Source organism: Pseudomonas putida (assembly GCF_002741075.1).
GTDB classification, from domain to species: Bacteria; Pseudomonadota; Gammaproteobacteria; order Pseudomonadales; family Pseudomonadaceae; genus Aquipseudomonas; species Aquipseudomonas putida_T.
In genome coordinates this window covers 4,788,774-4,804,883 of sequence record NZ_CP016634.1, presented here as the reverse complement: position 1 = coordinate 4,804,883, position 16,110 = coordinate 4,788,774, and the positions used below count along the sequence as shown (strand labels likewise).

The 16,110-nt window shown below is 63.7% G+C and carries 13 protein-coding genes and 1 pseudogene; 10 read left to right on the top strand and 4 right to left on the bottom strand.

Annotated features, from left to right (window positions below; translation table 11 throughout):
- The first annotated feature begins 70 nt into the window (after positions 1-70).
- Positions 71-487: an NINE protein gene (locus IEC33019_RS22405; RefSeq protein WP_070091962.1), complete on the top strand. Its 417-nt coding sequence runs from the start codon at positions 71-73 to the stop codon at positions 485-487.
- Positions 488-530: 43 nt separating this feature from the next.
- On the opposite strand, the gene IEC33019_RS22400 is transcribed toward IEC33019_RS22405, so the two are convergent.
- The 3 genes from IEC33019_RS22400 to IEC33019_RS22390 form a co-directional block, all read right to left on the bottom strand.
- Positions 531-1,238 (bottom strand): SPOR domain-containing protein, encoded by a 708-nt coding sequence (locus IEC33019_RS22400; RefSeq protein ID WP_070091961.1) that lies wholly within the window; start codon positions 1,236-1,238, stop codon positions 531-533.
- Between the two features lies 1 nt (position 1,239).
- Positions 1,240-2,976, bottom strand: coding sequence for an arginine--tRNA ligase (gene argS, locus IEC33019_RS22395; RefSeq protein WP_070091960.1), 1,737 nt, complete (start codon positions 2,974-2,976; stop codon positions 1,240-1,242).
- Positions 2,977-3,094: 118 nt separating this feature from the next.
- Positions 3,095-5,314 carry a primosomal protein N' gene (locus tag IEC33019_RS22390; protein WP_070091959.1) on the bottom strand — a complete coding sequence of 740 codons (2,220 nt, stop codon included), beginning with the start codon at positions 5,312-5,314 and terminating at the stop codon, positions 3,095-3,097.
- 170 nt (positions 5,315-5,484) lie between these two features.
- On the opposite strand from IEC33019_RS22390, the gene rpmE reads away from it, so the two are divergent.
- The 3 genes from rpmE (at position 5,485) to IEC33019_RS22375 (ending at position 7,973) form a co-directional block, all read left to right on the top strand.
- Positions 5,485-5,700 carry a 50S ribosomal protein L31 gene (rpmE, locus tag IEC33019_RS22385; protein WP_023378219.1) on the top strand — a complete coding sequence of 72 codons (216 nt, stop codon included), beginning with the start codon at positions 5,485-5,487 and terminating at the stop codon, positions 5,698-5,700.
- A 2-nt stretch (positions 5,701-5,702) separates the two neighbouring features.
- On the top strand, positions 5,703-6,524 hold the full coding sequence (locus IEC33019_RS22380; protein WP_099593928.1) for a thermonuclease family protein: 822 nt from the start codon (positions 5,703-5,705) through the stop codon (positions 6,522-6,524).
- Positions 6,525-6,704: 180 nt separating this feature from the next.
- A complete protein-coding gene (locus tag IEC33019_RS22375) occupies positions 6,705-7,973 on the top strand; it encodes a malic enzyme-like NAD(P)-binding protein (RefSeq protein WP_070091957.1) in 1,269 nt (422 codons plus the stop codon).
- A 148-nt stretch (positions 7,974-8,121) separates the two neighbouring features.
- Here IEC33019_RS22375 and IEC33019_RS22370 read toward each other — a convergent pair whose 3' ends face one another.
- Positions 8,122-10,572, bottom strand: coding sequence for a penicillin-binding protein 1A (locus tag IEC33019_RS22370; RefSeq protein ID WP_372340664.1), 2,451 nt, complete (start codon positions 10,570-10,572; stop codon positions 8,122-8,124).
- A 163-nt stretch (positions 10,573-10,735) separates the two neighbouring features.
- Between IEC33019_RS22370 and pilM the strand changes: the two genes are divergently transcribed.
- From pilM to aroB, 6 genes and pseudogenes are all read left to right on the top strand, one after another.
- Complete coding sequence (pilM, locus tag IEC33019_RS22365; protein WP_070091955.1) at positions 10,736-11,641, top strand: type IV pilus biogenesis protein PilM; 906 nt, start codon at positions 10,736-10,738, stop codon at positions 11,639-11,641.
- Positions 11,641-12,177, top strand: a complete 537-nt coding sequence (locus IEC33019_RS22360; RefSeq protein WP_070092028.1) for a PilN domain-containing protein — start codon at positions 11,641-11,643, stop codon at positions 12,175-12,177. Before pilM ends, IEC33019_RS22360 begins: the two co-directional genes overlap by 1 nt.
- A pseudogene (locus IEC33019_RS27910) lies at positions 12,168-13,067 on the top strand (pilus assembly protein PilP); the annotation flags it as partial. The gene IEC33019_RS22360 and the pseudogene IEC33019_RS27910, both read left to right, overlap by 10 nt.
- 40 nt (positions 13,068-13,107) lie before the next feature.
- Entirely contained in the window at positions 13,108-14,382 is a 1,275-nt protein-coding gene (locus IEC33019_RS27905; RefSeq protein ID WP_070091953.1) for a type IV pilus secretin PilQ, read from the top strand.
- Positions 14,383-14,386: 4 nt separating this feature from the next.
- Positions 14,387-14,905, top strand: a complete 519-nt coding sequence (aroK, locus tag IEC33019_RS22345) for a shikimate kinase AroK (RefSeq protein ID WP_070091952.1) — start codon at positions 14,387-14,389, stop codon at positions 14,903-14,905.
- A 97-nt stretch (positions 14,906-15,002) separates the two neighbouring features.
- Positions 15,003-16,100 carry a 3-dehydroquinate synthase gene (gene aroB, locus IEC33019_RS22340; protein WP_070091951.1) on the top strand — a complete coding sequence of 366 codons (1,098 nt, stop codon included), beginning with the start codon at positions 15,003-15,005 and terminating at the stop codon, positions 16,098-16,100.
- Positions 16,101-16,110 lie beyond the last annotated feature (10 nt).

The window sequence follows — 16,110 nt, the reverse complement described above, 5'->3', positions numbered from 1 at the left end:
TACGTCGGCTTCCTACGGAAAAGTCACATTTTCCGTTAGAAAATTTTTTGCTAACCCACGGAGGACAAGCATGAACGGTTATCAACAGGGTGAATTGCACGACACCCACAGCAAGGTCCTTGGCTACCTCTTGTGGATCTTCGGCTTCACCGGCTCCCACCGCTTCTACTACGGCAAACCCATCACCGGGACGATCTGGTTCTTCACCCTGGGCCTACTCGGCATCGGCTGGTTGATCGACCTGTTCCTGATTCCGTCAATGGACCGTGAGGCGGACATGCGCTTCCAGTCTGGCCGGGTGGACTACAACCTGGCCTGGATCTTCCTGACGTTCCTCGGGATCTTCGGTGTGCACCGGCTGTACCTGGGCAAGTGGATCAGCGCCCTGATCTATCTGCTCACCGGGGGCTTGTTCCTGATCGGCGTGCTGTACGATTTCTGGACCCTCAACAGCCAGATCTCCCAGGTCAACGCCCAGCGCCGCTGACAGAAAAAAGGCCTTGTCGCATCGAGCGGCAAGGCCTTTTTCGTTACTGGCGGGTCTGGCGCTGCTGCAGCAGCAGATTGCTGAACCCTGCTCCGGCCAGTTGCTTCTGGGCGACCGTCAGTTGCTCACGGTTGCTGAACGGGCCGACCAGGACGCGGTACCAGGTTTCATCTTTCACCGTCCCCGACTCTACCTTGACCGCTTGGCCGAGCAGGATGATCTGCGCGCGAACCTTGTCGGCATCAGCCTGCTTGCGGAACGAGCCGGCCTGAAGGAAGAAGGTAGTGGTCGCCGCAGGCTTGATCACCGGTGGCGCAGGCGGAGGCGTCTGCCCCATCAGGGCGGCCTGGGCGCGGGCGGTGTCGATCTTCGCCGCCTCAGCGGGTGTCACTGGCTTGACCGGCTGTACTGGCTGGGCCGGCACCGGTGGGGTTTTCTCCGGCACGGCCTCTGGCGGTACGATGACTTCCGACTCCGGCAGCAGGGTGTAGAAGTCGTACTTCGGCTTGACCGGCTGCTGCGTTGTCGGCGCAGTGGTCTTGCTGGCTTCGGCGACCTTGGCGGGTTTTTGCTGCTCAGGCTTGGCCCGCTTGATGTCTTCGCTACCTGGCTCGAGCTTCATCAGGAAGACAACGAAAGCGCCTACGGTCAGGCCGACCGCCAGCCAGATCCAACCCGGAATCGGCTGTTTGGCCGGTGCCTGGTTGCGGCTGGCGCCACGCTTGGGTGCAGGTTTTTTCTTGGCAGCCAACTTACATGCGCTCCAGGGTTTCCAGGCCGAGCAGCTCCAGGCCTTGCTTGAGCGTGCGACCGGTCAGCGCGGCCAGGCGCAGGCGGCTTTGCTGTTGCTCGGCGGTTTCGGCGGCGAGGATCGGGCAGTTCTCGTAGAAGCTGGAGAACAGGCCGGCGATATCGTACAGATAGCTGCACAGCACGTGTGGGGTGCCTTTCTCGGCGACGTTGTTGAGCACTTCGCCGAACTGCGCCAGGCGTGCGGCCAGATCCTGCTCATGGGCCGCCTGCAGGACGATGCTGCCCTCGACTTCGTCGAAGCCCTTGCCCAGCTTGCGGAATACGCTGGCCACGCGGGTGTAGGCGTACAGCAGGTAGGGTGCGGTGTTGCCGTCGAAGTTGAGCATCAGCTCGAAGTTGAAGCTGTAGTCGCTGGTGCGGTGCTTGGACAGGTCGGCGTACTTCACCGCGCCGATACCGACCACTTCACCAATGTGGCGCAGCTCGTCTTCGGACAGGCTCGGGTTCTTGTCTTTGACCAGCGCGTAGGCGCGCTCCTTGGCCTCGGTGAGCAGGTCGATCAGCTTGACGGTGCCGCCGTCACGGGTCTTGAACGGACGGCCGTCAGCGCCGTTCATGGTGCCGAAGCCCATGTGCTCCATCTGCATCGGATGGCCGACGAAACCTGCGCGGCGCGCCACTTCGAACACCTGGTTGAAGTGCAGGGCCTGGCGCTGATCGACGAAGTACAGGGCGCGGTCGGCCTGGAGCACGTTGCTGCGGTAGCGCACAGCGGCAAGGTCAGTGGTGGCGTAGAGGTAGCCGCCATCGGCCTTCTGCACGATCACCGGCAGCGGCTCGCCGTCAGCGTTCTTGAACTCCTCGAGGAACACGCACTGGGCGCCTTGGTCCTCGACCAGCAGGCCCTTGGCCTTGAGGTCGGCGACCACATTGGCCAGGTCGCCGTTGTAGGCGCTCTCGCCCATCACGTCGGCCATGGTCAGCTTGACGTTGAGCAGCTCGTAGGTCTTCTGGCAGTGGGACAGGGAGATGTCCTTGAAGCGGGTCCACAGCGCCATGCACTCAGGGTCGCCGGCTTGCAGCTTGACCACCAAGCCGCGGGCGCGGGTGGCAAATTCCTCGGACTCGTCGAAGCGCTTCTTCGCCGCGCGGTAGAAGTTTTCGAGGTCCGACAGCTCATCGCTGGTGATCGGGTTCTCTTCCAGGTAGGCCAGCAGCATGCCGAACTGGGTGCCCCAGTCGCCGACGTGGTTCTGTCGGATCACCTGGTCACCGAGGAACTCCAGCACGCGTGCGACGCTGTCGCCGATGATGGTCGAACGCAGGTGGCCGACGTGCATCTCCTTGGCCAGGTTCGGTGCCGACATGTCGATCACGACTTTTTCGCGGGGGCCGGCCTTGCGCACGCCCAGGTGATCATCCGCCAGGGCGGCGTCCAGGCGGTTGGCCAGGGCTTGGGTGTTCTGGAAGAAATTCAAAAAGCCCGGGCCTGCGATCTCGACCTTGGTGATGTCGGCGCTGGCCGGCAGGGCATCGATGAGTTTTTCAGCCAGGTCGCGCGGCTTCATGCCGGCTGGCTTGGCCAGCATCATGGCGATGTTGCTGGCGAAGTCGCCGTGGGTCTTGTCCCGGGCGTTTTCCACCTGGATCGCCGGCGTCAGCCCTTCAGGCAGCACGCCGTCGGTGACGAGTTGGGTGAGGGCTTGCTGGATGAGCTGGCGAATGGTGTCTTTCATGGCGTTCTCTTTTCGACCGCAAGCGCGGTGGGGCGCTTCGATGCGCAGGTGGAAAAACTGGGCATTATCCGTTCCCGGGGGCGTATTGCCAACCTTTGAGCGGCAAGCCGCTTTGAGCTCAATACAGGTCGACCGGATCCACATCCAGCGACCAGCGCACCTGACGTCCGGATGGCATGTGCTCCAACACTAGCAACCAGGCGCTGATCAGTCGATGCAAGGGCGCCCGGGCATTGGCCTGGAGCAATAATTGCGCGCGGAAACGCCCCGCACGGCGCTCCATGGGGGCGGGTACCGGGCCGAGCAGCTCGATACCTTGCAGGTTTTGTTCGACCAACAACCGCTCGGCGGCGCTGCAGGCTTCATCCAGAAAACCCTCGGCCTGGCCTGGCTTGTGCGCCTCGGCGCGCAGCAGGGCGAGGTGTGAGAACGGCGGCAGGCCGGCCGCGCGACGCTCGCTCAGGGCTTGCTCGGCGAAGGCGAAATACCCTTGCTCGGTCAGTTGCACCAGCAGCGGGTGTTCGGCCAGGTGGGTCTGGATGATCACCTTGCCGGGCTCCTCGGCACGGCCGGCGCGGCCCGCAACCTGGACGATCAGCTGCGCCATGCGCTCGCTGGCACGGAAGTCGCCGGAGAACAGGCCGCCATCGGCGTCGAGAATGGCCACTAGCGTCACCCGGGGGAAGTGATGACCTTTGGCTAGCATCTGGGTGCCGACCAGGATACTGGGCTGCCCGCGTTGGATGGTGGTGAACAGGTTGTGCATCGCGTCCTTGCGCGAGGTGCTGTCGCGGTCGACCCGCAGGATGGGGTAATCCGGGAACAGCACTTTCAGGCGCTCCTCGGCGCGCTCGGTGCCCGCGCCTACCGGGCGCAGGTCGACATGGGCGCATTGCGGGCACTGGTGGGGCAGGCGTTCGTCGTAGCCGCAGTGGTGGCAGCGCAGCACGCCGGAACGCTGGTGCACCGTCATCCGGGCATCGCAGCGCGGGCACTCGGACAACCAGCCGCAATCATGGCACAGCAGCGTCGGCGCAAAGCCGCGCCGGTTGAGGAACACCAGCACTTGCTGGCCCGCCTCAAGGGTCTGGCGGATGGCCTGCTGCAGCGGGCCGCTGATACCGCTGTCCAGTGGCAGACTGCGTACGTCCAGGCGCAGGTAGCGTGGCGGGCGGGCACCGCCAGCGCGTTGATTCATGCGCAGCAGGCCGTAGCGTCCGCTGTGGGCGTTGTGCAGACTTTCCAGCGAGGGCGTGGCTGAGCCCAGCAGGATCGGGATGTTTTCCTGGTGGGCGCGGACCACGGCCAGATCCCGGGCGTGGTAGCGCAGGCCTTCTTGCTGTTTATAAGAGCCGTCGTGCTCTTCATCGATGATGATCAGCCCAGGGTTTTTCATCGGCGTGAACAGTGCCGAGCGGGTGCCGATGATGATGTCGGCCTCGCCGTCGCGGGCGGCGAGCCAGGCGTCCAGGCGCTCGCGATCGCCGACTGCCGAATGCAGCAAGGCGATGCGGGCGTTGAAGCGTTGCTCGAAGCGCGCCAGGGTCTGTGGGCCGAGGTTGATTTCCGGAATCAGGATCAGCGCCTGCTTGCCGGCCTCGAGGGTTTCACGGATCAACTGCAGGTAGACCTCTGTCTTGCCGCTACCGGTCACCCCTGCCAGCAAGAACGCATGGAAGGCGCCAAAGCCCGAACGCACGACGTCGAATGCAGCCAGTTGCTCTTCGTTCAGCGGCAGTTCCGGCTGTGCCAGCCAGTGCTCGTGGCGTGGCGGGGGCAGATGGCGGCGCACCTCTACCTGAACCAGCTCCTTGGCCAGCAGTAGGTCGAGGCTGTCCTTGCTCAGGCCCAGCTTGGCCAGCACGCTGTGGGCGACGCCATGAGGATGCTGGGCCAGGGCCTTGAGGGCGTCACGCTGACGCGGCGCGCGTGCGATGCGCGGGTCTTCCAGGCGGGCGCCGGGAGCGACATGCCAAAACCGCTCTTGGCGCATCTCGGCCGGCTCGCCTTGGCGGAGCAGCGTAGGCAGGGCCCAGTTCAGCGTGTCGCCCAGGCTGTGCTGGTAGTACTGCGCGGTCCACAGACACAGCTTGAACAATGCCGGCGGCAGCGGTGAGATCGGGTCGAGCAGGGCGCTGGCGGGCTTGAGCTTGTCGGCGGGCACTTCGCTCTTGTCGCAGACCTCCACCAGCACACCGATCATCTCCCGGCGGCCGAACGGTACGCGGATGCGCATGCCGGGCGTCAAGGTCTGGCGGGCCATGCTCGCTGGCGCCCTGTAGTCGAACAGGCGACGCAAAGGCGAGGGCAGGGCAAGGCGCAGGATGACGTCGGACACGCGGGAGGTCTCTGGATGGGAGGTTCACAAATCCCGCGAGACTAGCAGACGACGGTCGGTGCTCGCGACAACTTGCGCTGGCGCCTTGCTCTGGTATTATTCGCCGCCTAATTACGTGCGGTATTCAACAATTGGTGTTGGGTGGCGGCACGCAGCTCGAGGAAGTGACCATGAAAGCAGATATTCATCCGAACTACGAAGTAGTTGCAGTCACCTGCAGCTGCGGCAACAAATTCGAAACCCGTTCGACCCTGGCCAAGCCGCTGGCGATCGACGTGTGCTCCCAGTGCCACCCGTTCTACACTGGTAAGCAGAAAGTCCTGGACACCGGTGGTCGCGTACAGAAGTTCGCCGATCGCTTCGGTATGTTCGGTACCAAGAAGTAATCATGCGCATGGCGAATCCTTCGGGCTTCGCGCTGCTGCAAAAAAAGGCGCCCCTTGTGGGCGCTTTTTTTGTGGGCGCGATCTGGCATTTTCCCGCGCAGGCCTTCTGCCCGCTGCCCGACAAGCCACAGCAGGTGGCGGTGCGTCAGGTGGTCGATGGCGACACCCTGCGTCTAAGCGACGGGCGCAGCGTTCGGATGATCGGTATCAATGCGCCGGAAATCGGCCGCAAAGGCCGCACCAGCGAACCCTATGCCGAAGCCGCCAAGCAGCGATTGCAGGCGTTGGTCAAAGCCAGTGACGGGCGGGTCGGGCTGGTGCCGGGAGTGGAGGCCAAGGACAAGTACGGCCGCACCTTGGCGCATATCTACGGGCGGGATGGCAACAATCTTGAGGCCACGATGCTCAGCGAAGGCCTGGGCTATCGCGTCGCCGTTGCCCCCAACGTCAAGCTTTCCCGCTGCCAGCAACAGGCCGAGCAGGTGGCCAGGGCGGCGCGGGCCGGGCTCTGGCGACAGTCGCCGGTCCTGCGTGAGGGGGATGTGCGGCAGTCGGGCTTTGCCGTCATAAGCGGCAAAATTCAGGCGATCGAACGCAATCGTGGCGGCGTCTGGCTTGATCTGGGCAATGCGGTGGTGCTTCGGATTCCCGCTCGTCTGCAGCGCAACTTCCCCTCGAGCTTCTTCGATAACCTCAAGGGACGCCAGGTCGAGGCGCGCGGCTGGGTGCTGGATCGTTCCCGCAAGGGCGGCCTGAAGCCTGGGCAGCGACGCTGGGTATTGCCATTGACCGATCCGAGCATGCTCGAGCGGGTTTCAGGGTAAATAGTTGTAGACATTTCGCTATTGGATTGTACACACTTGGCGGTGTATGCCCCCGTGGGTTATAGCGTAAAGTCGTAGGCTAAAGGCCTTGACACAAGTGACCGGGCAGTCTTGTAGCCCCCCGGCTCTTTGCGTATCCTCGGCGGTCCGTCAGAACAGTAAACAAGCGGAATGCCCACCATGTCAGACCTGAAAACCGCCGCTCTCGAATACCACGCTCAGCCTCGTCCGGGGAAACTGAGCGTCGAACTCACCAAGCCGACCGCCACCGCTCGAGACCTGGCCCTGGCCTACAGCCCGGGCGTCGCCGAGCCTGTACGTGAGATCGGCCGTGACCCAGAGCTGGCCTACAAGTACACCGGCAAAGGCAACCTGGTCGCGGTGATTTCCGATGGTACTGCCATCCTCGGCCTGGGTGACCTGGGCCCGCTGGCCTCCAAGCCAGTCATGGAAGGCAAGGGTGTTCTGTTCAAGCGTTTCGCTGGCATCGACGTATTCGACATCGAAGTCGACTCCGAAAGCCCGCAAGCCTTCATCGACACCGTCAAGCGTATTTCCATCACCTTCGGTGGTATCAACCTGGAAGACATCAAGGCGCCTGAGTGCTTTGAGATCGAGCGCACCCTGATCGAGCAGTGCGACATCCCGGTCTTCCACGATGATCAGCACGGCACCGCGATCGTCACCGCCGCCGGCATGATCAACGCCCTGGAAATCGCCGGTAAGAAACTCGACGAAGCCAAGATCGTCTGCCTGGGTGCTGGCGCTGCCGCCATCTCCTGCATGAAGCTGCTGGTCAGCATGGGCGCCAAGGTCGAGAACATCTTCATGATCGACCGTACCGGCGTGATCCACGCAGGTCGTGACGATCTGAACCAGTACAAGGCCCAGTTCGCTCACGCTACCGACAAGCGCACCCTGGCTGACGCACTGGAAGGTGCCGACGTGTTCGTGGGTCTGTCTGGCCCGAACCTGCTGAGCCCGGAAGGCCTGAAGTCGATGGCTGCCAACCCGATCGTGTTCGCCTGCTCGAACCCGGACCCGGAAATCTCGCCAGAGCTGGCTCACGCCACCCGCAACGACGTGATCATGGCCACCGGTCGTTCCGACTACCCGAACCAGGTCAACAACGTGCTGGGCTTCCCGTTCATCTTCCGTGGTGCCTTGGACGTTCGCGCCAAGCGCATCAACGAAGAGATGAAGATCGCCGCCGCCATCGCCCTGAAGGACCTGGCCAAGCTGCCGGTACCGCAGGAAGTCTGCGACGCCTACGGCGTACAAGCGCTGGAATTCGGCCGTGAGTACATCATTCCGAAGCCGATGGACCCACGCCTGATCACCGTCGTCTCCGACGCCGTGGCCAAGGCTGCCATCGAGTCCGGCGTTGCCACCCTGCCGTATCCGAAGCACTACCCGCTGCAGAGCGTGAACGACGTGTTCAACGGTTAATGCAGAACGCAAAAAAGAACCGGCTCATATGAGCCGGTTTTTTTTACGTCGAGTTTCGAGCTACAAGTGACACGTTGTTCGAGGTTGTCTGCAGGGGCGCGCCGGGGAGAGCTGGCGCGCCCTTCTTACTGCTTGTCGCTTGTGCTGCTTAGAACAGATCCATCGGCGCTGCCTCATCGGCCGGTAGCGGGCTGCCTGGTGCTGCGCCATTGCCCAGCTCGTCTACCGAAGGCGGGGAGTCCTCGGCCTTGAAGAGCTCGAAATAGGCATTCGGCGTGCTTGGCGTGGCAGCGCGGCCGCTGATCGGGTCGACCCGCAGGCTGAGTATGCCTTCCGGTTCGGCCGGGGCGTGCTCAGGCTTGCCCTTGAGCGCCGCGCCCATGAAGTTCATCCAGATCGGCAGCGCCGCGGTGCCGCCATATTCACGTCGGCCGAGGGTTTCCGGCTGGTCGAAGCCAACCCACACCGTCGTCACATAGTCGGCGTTGTAGCCGGTGAACCAGGCGTCCTTGGATTCGTTGGTGGTACCGGTCTTGCCTGCCAGATCGCTACGGCCAAGGGCCAGGGCTCGGCGGCCGGTGCCGCGCTTGATCACGTCCTGCAGCATGCTGGTGAGAATATACGTGGTACGACCGTCGACGATGCGTTCGGCCACCACCGGTGCCTGTGGCGCGGGTGCCGCCTGGTCCAGTGCCGAGGGCGCTTCGCCTGGCAGCGGCTGGATGCTGATCGGCTGTTCCGGTGCAGCGATGCCGGCTTGGTCCTGATCCTCTTGAGGAACCCTCGCTGGATTGGCGGTGAACAGGGTTTCGCCGTTGCGGCTCTCGATGCGCTCGATCAGGTAGGGGCTGATCTTGTAGCCGCCGTTGGCGAAGGTGCTCCAACCCGTGGCGATTTCCATCGGCGTGAGGGTCGCGGTGCCCAGTGCCAGGGAGAGGTTCGGCGGCAGGTCCTGCTTGTTGAAGCCGAACTTGGCGATGTAGTCGATGGTCTTGCCCACGCCCATCGATTGCAGCAGGCGGATCGAGACCAAGTTGCGCGACTTGTACAGCGCCTCGCGCATGCGGATCGGGCCGAGGAAGGTGTTGGTGTCATTCTTCGGGCGCCAGACCTTGTCCAAGTACTCGTCGACGAACACGATCGGTGCGTCGTTGACCAGGCTGGCGGCGGTGTAGCCGCTGTCCAGTGCGGCGCTGTAGACGAAGGGCTTGAAGCTCGAACCTGGCTGGCGCTTGGCCTGCATGGCGCGGTTGTAGTTGCTCTGCTCGAACGAGAAGCCGCCGACCAAGGCGCGGATGGCGCCGTTGTAAGGGTCGAGGGTCACCAATGCGCTCTGCGCGCCGGGCACTTGGCTGAACTTGAGCTTGCCGTCTTCCAGGCGCTGCACGCGGATCAGGTCACCGACCTGGGCCACGTCGGCCGGCGATTGCGGGGCGCGGCCCTGGGAATTGCTATTGAGGAACGGGCGGGCCCACTTCATGGTGTCCCAGGCCACATGCTCTTCTTCGCCGCTGCGGGTCAGTACTTTCAGGCCGCTCTTGTCGACCTGGGTGACGATGGCAGGCTCCAGGCCCCCGAGGGTGCGCTGCTTGCTCAGTTCCTGCAGCCAGGCGGCGTGGGTCTTGCCTGGGAAGCGCGACTCCGGGCCGCGATAGCCGTGGCGCTCGTCATAATCGGACAACCCATTGAGCACGGCCTTGTTGGCCATCTCCTGCATGTCGCTTGGGACCGTGGTGGTCACGCGGAAGCCTTCGGTATAGGCCTCGCTGCCATAGCGGCCGACCATCTCGGCACGGGCCATCTCGGCGATGTAAGGCGCGTTCACCTCAGGTGTCGGTACGTGGTAGCTGGCATTGAGCGGCTCGGCCAGGGCGGCTTCGTAGCTGGCTTGGTCGATCTTGCCCAGCTTGTACATACGGCCCAGGATCCAGTCACGACGCTCCTTGGCGCGCACCGGGTTGGCCAGCGGGTTGAAGCGCGATGGCGCCTTGGGCAGGCCGGCGATCATGGCCATCTGGGCCAGGCTGATGTCGCGGATCGACTTGCCGTAGTACACCTGCGCAGCGGCCTCGATGCCGTAGGCGCGGTTGCCCAGGTAGATCTTGTTGACGTAGAGCTCGAGGATCTCGTCCTTGGTCAGCTCGCGCTCGATCTGCAAGGCCAGGAGGATTTCGTTGGTCTTGCGCGAGAAGCTGCGCTCGCTGGTGAGGAAGAAGTTCTTCGCCACCTGCATGGTGATTGTGCTGCCGCCGGTCTGGATGTGACCAGACTTCACCAGTTGGGTCGCGGCGCGCATCAGGCTGCTCGGGTCGACCCCATAGTGGTTGAGGAAATTGTCATCTTCGGCTGAGAGAAGCGCCTGGATGAACTGTGGGGGAATATCCGCGAAACGGATAGGCGAGCGGCGCATTTCGCCGAATTCCGCAATCAGCTTGCCGTCGCTGCTGTACACCCTCAAGGGGATCTGCAACTGGATGCTTCTGAGGGACTCGACCGAGGGGAGGCTGGGGCTAAGATACAGAAACGCACCGCTCACACCGAGTACGAGCGCGCAGATGACTGCGACGAAAGACCACCAGAAGAACTTCAGCAGACGTATCAAGGCTTTTGGGTGTCCAGGTTGGGAGTGGATTGCACGCGGTCCGGCGGACAGGAAAAAACGCTGGGCATTATAAGCATTTTTCGCTTTGCCGGGGCGACCGGCCGGCCTGGACGGTCGGCTCCTGTAGGGCGGCACCGCGACGATCTTTCAGGGAAGAACCATGCTTGGACGTTTCGGCAGGGATGCCGGTTCATTGCTGGGGGTGGAAATCGCCTCCGGTTCCGTTCGAATCCTTCAATTGCAGCGGCGCCAGGGGCGTCACGCGGTCTCGGCCTGGGCTGTGGAGCCTTTCGAGGCGCCAACGGGCCATTGGTCGGCACATCCTGCCGGGGTGGCCAAGGCCTTGCAGCGGGCCTGGCAGCGTAGCGGCTGTCGCCAGCGCCAGGCAGCCGTGGCGCTCCCGGGCTCTGAGGTGATCTGCAAAGTGCATCGGCTGCCGGCGCGGTTGTCCGACAGCGAGATGGAAGCGCAGTTGCTGGCCGAAGCTGAGCACCTGTTTCCGTTTCCATTGCAGGACCTTGCGCTGGATTTCCAGTTACTAGAGGCAGTACCGGGCCAGGCCGATGAGGTGAGCGTGCTGGTCGGCGCTTGTCGTCAGCGCCTGTTGGAGCCGCTGGAACAGGTGTTCGACCGCGCCGGCCTGCAGGTCATGACGGTCGAAGTCGACAGCCTGGCCTTGGCCCGTACCCTTGCGCCCGGTCGACTTGGCGCAGTGGCGGTGCTGCGGATCGAGGCCGCCTGCGCCACTGTACATATCTGGCCGGAGCCTTTTATGCCCCAGCGCCTGGAGCTGCGCTTCATGCCAGAGCAGGATCAGGCACAGCGCCTCGAGCGCATCGGTCATTGGCTGCGCAGCGCGTTGCCTGGGGCATCGATCGAGTGCGTGCGGGTCGCGTTGAGTGATGGGGCGGATGATGACTGGATGGACGGGTTGGCGCAGCAGTTGACGATGCCCTGTGAGTCACTCTGGCCTTTCGCCGGGCTGGAGGTGGCCGGCCAGGCCCGGGGTGACGTGCTGTCGAGCATGGAGCTGGCGTATGGGTTGGCACTGGGAGGGCTCCGGTGATGCTGCAGCTGAACCTGCTTCCCTGGCGTGAACGGGAGCGCCTAGCGGCTGTTCGACGCTTCAAGCTGGGGTTGCTCGCCAGTGTCCTGCTCGGCTTCTGTGGCGTGATGCTGTTGGATCATCTGGCCCGTCAGCGTCTGCAGAACCAGGCGTTCGCCATCGCGCAAAGCCAGGCCGCATTGCAAGCACGGCAGGCGGAGCTGGCGCGTATCGAGGAGCTGCGCGGGCAGCGTGAGGCGATACAGGCGCAAACGTCGGCCCTGGCCCGCTTGAGGGCCGATCAGGGGCTGCCTCTGGAAGTGTTCGCCGAGTTCGAGCGGGCCATGCCTGAGGGATTGAACCTGAGCGAGCTGAGCCTACAGGACAATCGCTTGGAAGTGCTCGGGCTTGCCGCGTCCCCCGCCGTCCTGGCGCAGCTCATGCGCGAACTCGAGCGCTCTGCCGTACTGCAGGGGCTGGAGCTCAAACGGCTTCGCAATCTGCCGACGGGGGAGGAGTTCCTGTTGGTGGCACACGTGTCGGTCACATGGTCATGATGTGGCCCGAGGTGATCGACTGGCGGGAATGGGGCGTTCGCTCGCGGGGCTTTATCGCGCTGACCCTGCTCGGGGTGATCGCGTTGGTGCTGCTCGTCGGCTGGTTCGGGCTGCTCGATGGTCGATTTCGAGACTATCGGGCGGGCGAGGCCCAGGTGCATTCCATGAGTCTGGCGCTGTCGGAGCACGCGCAGGCGCTGTACCAGCACGAGCCCGCCAGGCATGCGCTGGAGGATGCCATGCAGCAATTGCGTGATGCACGTTGGCGCCTGGCTGCGGGTGTGAACATGAGTGATCTGCTCGACGAGTTGACCCGCTCAGGGCATGCGCACGGGTTGGTGTTCGAGCAGTTCGATGTGGAGGCCACGCGTGTCGAGACCGGCTATCAGGTGGTGCCGCTACGTGTTCAGGTCCTGGGGCGCTATGGCGCTCTGCGGTTGTGGCTGGAGGAGTGGTTCGACCAGGTTCGCCTCCTGCGGGCGACGAGCCTGCGGCTTGTGGGGTTGCCTGAACGGCCAGGTCTGTTGCGCCTGCAGGTCCAGGTCGCCTCGTATCACCCAGGAGAGGATCTGCCACCACCGGCTTCGCTTGCCCATGATCCGGCGCGTTCTGCGGTACGCGCACCGCGCGTGGATCTGTTCGCCGCTTGGTCGACGAACGCGGCGATCACGGGATTGGCCGGCGTTCCCCTTGGGCAGTTGGAGATGGTCGGTAGTCTCTCGCAGGCGGGGCATCATCAGGCTTTGCTGTGGTTGGCAGGGCACTTGTATCGGGTAAGCCCAGGGGATCGCCTGGGGCGTAATGAAGGCGTCGTGGTACGGATCGACCGGTACCAGCTCGAGGTGCGTGAGCGGGTGTTCGTCGCGGGTGTGTGGCACGAGCGGTCGGCCTATCTGGCCATGAGAAAGCGGGTGAATAACGAGGTCATGGATGACGCTGAACAATCTGAAGGTCGGCCTGGTGGCGGCGATGCTGTCGAGCCAGGCCGCGACAGCGATGCCCTATCGGGGCGAGCCGCTGTCCCTGAACTTCCAGGACATCGAAGTACGCGCAGCGCTGCAGGTGCTGGCCGATCATGCCGGTATCAACCTGGTGGCGAGCGACACAGTGCAAGGCAGCCTTACCTTGCGCTTGGAGGACGTGCCCTGGGATCAGGCCTTGGACCTGGTGTTGCGCAGCAAAGGGCTGGCCCGGCGCGAGGAGGGCAACGTGCTTGTGGTCGCGCCGGTAGCGGAGCTGGCGGAGCAGTTTCGTGAAGCGCGGTCTGGGCAGGCGCTGGATGCGCAATTGCAGCCCATGCGGCGTGAGCTGCTGCCGATCCATCACGCCAAGGCGGCGGACTTGGCCGAATTGCTGTTGGCCGCCCTCGCCGACGAGGGCATTCTCACCGGGCGCGGTAGCCTGAGTGTCGATCCGCGTACCAACACCCTGGTGGCGTACCAGCCGGCTGATCGCCTTGCCGAATTGCGGCGGTTGGTGGGGCAGTTGGACGTGCCGGTACGCCAGGTGCTGATCGAGGCGCGGATCGTCGAGGCCAACGTCGATTACGAAAAAAGCCTCGGCGTGCGCTGGGGTTCGCCGCTACAGGGCGACACCGCCCGTCTGGGTGAGGACTTGTTCGTCGATCTGGGTGTGGAGCGGGCGACGTCCGGCATCGGGCTCGGTGTGCTGCGTGGCGGGACACTGCTGGACCTGGAGCTCAGTGCCATGGAAAAAAGCGGCAATGGCGAGATCATCTCCCAGCCCAAGGTGGTCACGGCTGACAAGGAGACCGCGCGGATCATCAAGGGGACCGAAGTGCCCTACCAGGAAACCAGCAAGAGTGGCGCGACCTCCATCTCGTTTCGCGAAGCGTCGCTGTCGCTCGAGGTGACGCCGCAGATCACGCCCGATGGCAAGGTCGTGATGGCTGTCAGGGTGACCAAGGACGAGCCTGATTACGTCAATGCACTGAACAACGTCCCGCCCATCCGCAAGAACGAGGTCAACGCCAAGGTGCGGGTGGCGGACGGTGAGACGATCGTCATCGGTGGCGTCTACTCGACCACGCAAAACAATGTGGTCGACAAGGTGCCATTTTTAGGCGATCTGCCGTATGTTGGCAGGCTGTTTCGACGCGATGTATTACAAGAGAAAAAATCCGAGCTGCTGGTCTTCCTGACTCCGCGTATCATGAGTGACCAGGCGATTGCTGTGAGTCGTTGATTCTGTGCGAAATTTGATACTTGTGGGACCCATGGGCGCTGGTAAAAGCACCATCGGACGCCTATTGGCCAAAGAGCTGCGCCTGCTGTTCAAGGATTCCGACAAGGAAATCGAGCTGCGAACCGGCGCCAATATCCCGTGGATCTTCGATAAAGAAGGCGAGCCGGGCTTTCGTGACCGTGAGCAAGCCATGATCGCCGAGCTCAGCGTCCTCGATGGCGTGGTCCTGGCGACCGGCGGCGGTGCAGTGATGCGCGAAGCCAATCGCAGGGCGCTGCGCGAGGGCGGGCGAGTGATCTACCTGCACGCCTCGGTGGAGCAGCAGGTCGGGCGCACCGCGCGCGATCGCAACCGTCCACTGCTGCGTACCGCCAATCCGGAAGCGACCCTGCGCGCCCTGCTGGAAGCTCGCGACCCGCTCTACCGTGAGATCGCTGACCTGGTGGTGGAAACCGACGAACGGCCGCCGCGCATGGTGGTGCTCGACATCCTCGAGCGCTTGCAGAAGTTGCCGCCCCGGTAAGCCGGGACTATTCTCGGCGACCAACGCCGAGGCGGGTTGAACGTTACCGCGCGGGGTCGCCTGGACGATGCCGCGCCCTAGCACATTGTGGGGATACATGCAGACATTAAAGGTCGACCTGGGCGAACGCAGCTACCCGATCTACATTGGCGAAGGCCTGCTGGACCAGCCGGAACTGCTGGCGCCGCACATTGCCGGACGGCAGGTCGCCATCGTCTCGAACGAAACCGTCGCCCCTCTGTATCTCGAACGTCTTAGCCGCACTCTCGGTGCCTACTCGGTACTGCCTGTGGTGTTGCCCGATGGCGAGGCCCACAAGAACTGGGAAACCCTGCAGCTGATCTTCGATGCCCTGCTCACCGCCCGGCACGACCGTCGGACCACCGTGGTGGCGTTGGGCGGTGGCGTCATCGGCGACATGGCCGGTTTCGCCGCAGCCTGCTACCAGCGCGGCGTCGACTTCATTCAGGTGCCAACCACCTTGCTGTCCCAGGTCGACTCCTCGGTGGGCGGTAAGACCGGCATCAATCACCCCTTGGGCAAGAACATGGTCGGTGCGTTCTATCAGCCCAACGCCGTGCTGATCGACACTGCCAGCCTCAAGACCCTGCCTGCACGCGAGCTGTCGGCGGGCCTGGCCGAGGTCATCAAGTACGGCCTGATCTGCGACGAGCCGTTCCTGACCTGGCTCGAAGCCCACATCCATGCCCTGCGCGAGCTGGAGCCCGTCGCGCTCACCGAAGCCATCCGCCGCTCCTGCGCGGCCAAGGCCGCGGTGGTCGGAGCCGATGAGCGCGAATCCGGCGTGCGGGCCACCCTGAACCTCGGTCATACCTTCGGCCATGCCATTGAGACCCACATGGGCTATGGCGTCTGGCTGCATGGCGAGGCCGTGGCAGCCGGGACCGTGATGGCTCTGGAAATGTCCATGCGCCTGGGCTGGATCGACCAGTCTGCGCGAGATCGCGGTATCCGTCTGCTGCAGGCGGCCGGCTTGCCGGTGGTGCCTCCCCAGGAGATGACCCCTGAGCACTTCATGGAACACATGGCGGTCGACAAGAAGGTCCTCGACGGTCGCTTGCGCCTGGTGCTGCTGCGCCAGATGGGCGAGGCCGTGGTAACCGACGACTATCCGAAAGAGATTCTTCAGGCCACGTTGACAGCGGATTACCGCGCCATCGTGGCCCAGCTTTGAGGTTGTGACA